Here is a 4,245-nt window from a genome sequence, read left to right on the forward strand (position 1 = left end):
TCCTTCGACCAGTTGCTGGCGACGGAGCGGCTTCACGCCGATGTGTCCCTGGTTAATTCCTGAAACCCGCAGGGCGGTTGACGGAGAGCTGTAACGGAGAGCCCTACAATGCAGTCACTAGTACCGACCCTGTCCGGTCCGCGCCGGCCGTTGCGTTTTGGCCACGACAAGATAGCCGATGTTATCGCCGAGACTTTGGACAAATTTCCGTCGAACACCGCTGTACGTACGAACGAGAATGGCGATGTAAGCTACCGGGAGTTGGGGACGTCCGCGTCCAGTCTTATGGGGCGCTTCGAGGCCATCGGCATCCGTCCTGGTGAGGCGGTCATTGTCAAACTTCCCCGATCAGTTGATTTGGTCACGGTCATTCTTGCCACCCAACTGCTGGGCGTTGCCTTCGTGCCTGTTGATCCATCAGACTCCGACCAGCGGTTGGATCATATAATCCGCAACACGAACGCCAATGCCATAGTCAGTCAGGATCCAAGTGGCTCGATGCGCGTTGAGCGCGTTCCGACACCTAGTGGCATCAACTCAGTGTTCTCAAGCATCGCGTACATCATGCACACCTCCGGCAGCACGGGAATCCCGAAAGGGGTACCGGTTTCGCAGGCAGCTCTTCTGAATTTGGTCGACTGGTATATCGACATGATTAATTTCTCGGAGAGCGCCAGCATTGCGCAGCTTACGCGGCCAGCGTTTGATTTCTCGATTCCCGAGTTCTTCGTACCATTTTTGACCGGTGGGACAATTGTCTTGCCTACTACGCAACTGCAAGCACAGATCATCCAAACAATCGAGTTCCTAATTCAAAGCGGCACGAACGTCATTCAGATGGTCCCAACGCTGTTGCGACGCTTCCTTGGAACTCTTGAACGTCTCCCCTCCATAACGGAGCGGTTCACGGACCTCGAATATGTAGTCTGCAATGGCGAATCGCTGCCGGATTCACTTAGGCGGCGGTTTTATTCACTTCTTCCCAGCGCGACGCTAATAAACAGCTACGGGCCGACCGAATGCTGTGTTGCTGTTAGTTACCACTATTGCCCCCGTGGTGATGAAGACCTCCCGATGTTCATCGGAAAACCAGAGTGCAACATCGATTTCTTTGTTCTTGACGAGGCCCAGTCCAACGTTGGGGTTGAAGTCGAGGGCGAGCTCTGGGTGGGAGGCGTGCAGACGTCCCAACGCTATGTGGCTGACGAAGTCCAATCGAAACTGCGCTTCGTGCCATACATGACGGCCAACGGCGAGCAAGTTTTGTACCGCACTGGTGATTATGTCATGGCTTCGAAAGAACATGGATTGCGGTTTGTCGGAAGAAAGGATGATCAGATCAAATTTCGAGGAATTCGGCTGGAGAAGGGGGAAATTACCAGCGCGATCGATCGGACAGCCCTATGCGCAGACTCAGAGCTGGTCGTGGTAGATAGAGACGACGACATGGGCCAGGAGCTGGTCTGCATGGTGACGCCCGCGAGCGCCGACGTGGATGAGGTTCATCGGCGATTGTCGGAGGCGCTGCCGAATGATCGTGTGCCGAGGCTAATTGTGCCTCTTGTCGAGCTTCCATTTACTGCCAATGGGAAACTCGACCAGCGCGCCCTCGAGAGGACTGCCAAGGAGGCGCTCAGGGCGAACGTGAAGCGTGCTGCAGCCCAGGCCGGAAATGCAACGGAGTCACCGTTGGACCATTTGCTGGCAGCGATAGAAGCGTTCACGGGAAGACGGGTATTACCCAGCTTGACAGCTCGGGAGTGCAAGATTGATTCACTGAACTTCCTCGAGATACAACTCAAGTTGGCCGAAGCCGGCCTCATGTTTGGCGAGGACGTCTATCAAGAGCAAGACCTGTCACTCGAGGAGTGGGCAAGGCGAACTCAACCGATCGACCGCAGCGGATCTCAAGCGGGCGCCACAGGCCAGAGCGGACACGCTGCCCAATTTAGGGACGAGGTCGCGCAAATCATCGAGTACGTTGAAACGCGGGCCCCCAGCACGATTGTGTTACATTCATCGCTTGTAGCCTTAAGGAATGTACCTGCGAATGAGGTAGCATCCATTCTACTTGAAACAATAGAGCGCGTCTCCGCGACGTCCACGGTTCTTCTGCCTGCGTTCACATTGAGCTACTGCTCCACACAGCGTTACCATTGGACGAAGACCAAGTCCGAAACAGGAGTTTTGGCCGATCTTGTGATGCGACAGCTACCTGCTGGGCGCACCAAACATCCCGCTTATTCAATCGTCGTTACCGGCCCGAGAATGCAGGAATTGTGCAAGACGAACTGGTGGAAATGCAGTCCGTTCGGTGACGACTCGATATTTGGCGAGATAAGCCGCTCAGCTGGATTGATTATCGGCCTAGGCACGTCAAACTTTACTCATGTGCACAGGTGCGAACTCCTAGCGGGTGTGCCTTACAGCAAGACGATCAACTTGCGGGGGCTCGCTGACTTCGGAGGCGGCCCGATTGACGTGTCGACAGAAGTTTATATTCGAGACATCAAGGGTCGACCCGAGTATTCGTTTCTTGCACACGATACTACGCGTGACGTTCGCGAAATGAGAGATGTTCTGCGGGAGTTCGCAATAGCTGGGACCTACGCGAGGGTAGTCGACGCAAGAGACATGGAGTCCAAACTCGTTTCCGTCATGCGGACTGAACCATATGGGTTCTTACATGAGAGGGCCAGAGTCGAGGCGCAGCACGCGTATCCGAGCGAAGACCAAGTAGAAGACTGGCCTAGCTCTGGAGCTGAAGGTGGCTTTGACGGAGCGTGACATGTCCTGCAGCGATGGCGTCAGGAGTTGAGATATGACAGCTGGAAAAGGCTTTATTCTACCGCCGCGCTCGAGTGACGGAATGTTTGATGCGGAGCAATCGGATGGCGATACACCGTCAGTGGTGGTTTACGCATTTGCGGACGGCCGCTTCGCCGGCAATCCGGCGGCAATCATGCTCTACGATAGATATCCAGCGATGGCCGAGTGCCTGCAGCTGGCGCAGCGGTATCGCCAGCCTGTGACAGTGTTCCTTCGCACCCTGGAAGAGACAGGCCATTTTGAAATTCGCTGGTTCACGCAGAATGCCGAACTGGACCTCTGTGGACACGGAACGTTGGCGGCGGCATATTGGCTTTTTCGTGCCGGTAACGGCCGGTCCAATCGAATCTCGTTTCACTCCCGGAACGGGCTTCTCGACGCTTGGCTGCAAGGCGACGCCGTGCGGGTCGCGCTGCCGGTCATCGACACGATTCCGGTAGATCCAATGGAATATGAAGCGGTCCAACGATACATGGGTATTCCGGTTAAGGAGATTCGGAAGGCATATGACGATTACGTTGTTGTCGTTGACCACGAACGTGTCGTTCTTGACTATGAGCCGAATTTTCGAAGCATAGCTCAGATCGATTGCCGCGGTGTCGTTCTCACGGCTCTTGTCGATCCGGGCGGAGCGTTCGGAGAATTTGATATCGTATCAAGATTCTTTTCGCCGAGAATCGCAATCAACGAAGATCAGGTCTGCGTATCGGCGCACTGCAAGCTCTATCCCTATTGGGCGAGGGTCCTGGGTAGGACGGACTTGCGCGCGCTGCAGGCATCGGAGAGCGGGGGAGTCCTCGAACTCTCATCCTCGGACGGTCGTGTGATCGTTGGAGGAAGAGCCAAGCTAGTGCTCCGTCACTGACGGGTGTTTCCGAAATCCAGTGCAATGTGCGATGCTGCGCTGATGGGCAAGATCGAACGCATTGAGGTTCCCGCCGCAGATCGGGATCGCCTGGAGAACCTGGTCCGCCACCGCAACACACCCCAGAAGGTCGTCTGGCGGGCTCGCATCGTTCTGCTGGCCGGCGAGGGTGTGCCAGTCGCGTTCGCGGTAGCCGTTGCGCTGGGCCCGGAGTTCCGGACTCTTCTACCGGTGAGGGCGCCGACCTCCAGCTCCATCAGGCGTTCGGCCACGAAGCTGATCATCTCGCGCAGTAGATCGGCGTCCGGGGTCTTCTCGACCAGGCTCTTGAGGTCCATCATGGGATTGGTCATCGGGGTTCTCTCGGGTGCAGGTGGATGTCGCAACCCAACCCTAGCCGGAAATCGCCGATGACCACCCGCCCAGCGCCCGGCCCGCTACGGCGCTCAAAAAGCCGCGCGGGCCGACCGCTGGGCTCCCGTCGAGCTACACCACGAACCGGGACCTATCCGTTTGAAAAGAGTTTCTCCTTTGGCACGGGACATGCATGG

2 protein-coding genes and 1 pseudogene are annotated in these 4,245 nt (G+C 56.4%); 2 read left to right on the top strand and 1 reads right to left on the bottom strand.

All coding sequences use genetic code 11. From position 1 onward, the window contains the following. Positions 1 to 108: 108 nt before the first annotated feature. Positions 109 to 2,787: an AMP-binding protein gene (locus AA309_RS31490; protein ID WP_047192967.1), complete on the top strand. Its 2,679-nt coding sequence runs from the start codon at positions 109 to 111 to the stop codon at positions 2,785 to 2,787. 34 nt (positions 2,788 to 2,821) lie between these two features. Next, a complete protein-coding gene (locus AA309_RS31495) occupies positions 2,822 to 3,694 on the top strand; it encodes a PhzF family phenazine biosynthesis protein (protein WP_084731870.1) in 873 nt (290 codons plus the stop codon). Positions 3,695 to 3,853: 159 nt separating this feature from the next. On the opposite strand, the pseudogene AA309_RS33935 reads toward AA309_RS31495, so the two are convergent. After that, positions 3,854 to 4,047 (bottom strand): annotated as a pseudogene (locus AA309_RS33935) (transposase); the annotation flags it as partial. Positions 4,048 to 4,245: the final 198 nt, after the last annotated feature.

Source organism: Microvirga vignae, assembly GCF_001017175.1.
GTDB classification, from domain to species: Bacteria; Pseudomonadota; Alphaproteobacteria; order Rhizobiales; family Beijerinckiaceae; genus Microvirga; species Microvirga vignae.

Excerpts from the sequence above, each read along its gene's own strand:
- AA309_RS31490 (WP_047192967.1), top strand. The coding sequence starts at position 109 with ATGCAGTCACTAGTACCGACCCTGTCCGGTCCGCGCCGGCCGTTGCGT.
- AA309_RS31495 (WP_084731870.1), top strand. The coding sequence starts at position 2,822 with ATGACAGCTGGAAAAGGCTTTATTCTACCGCCGCGCTCGAGTGACGGA.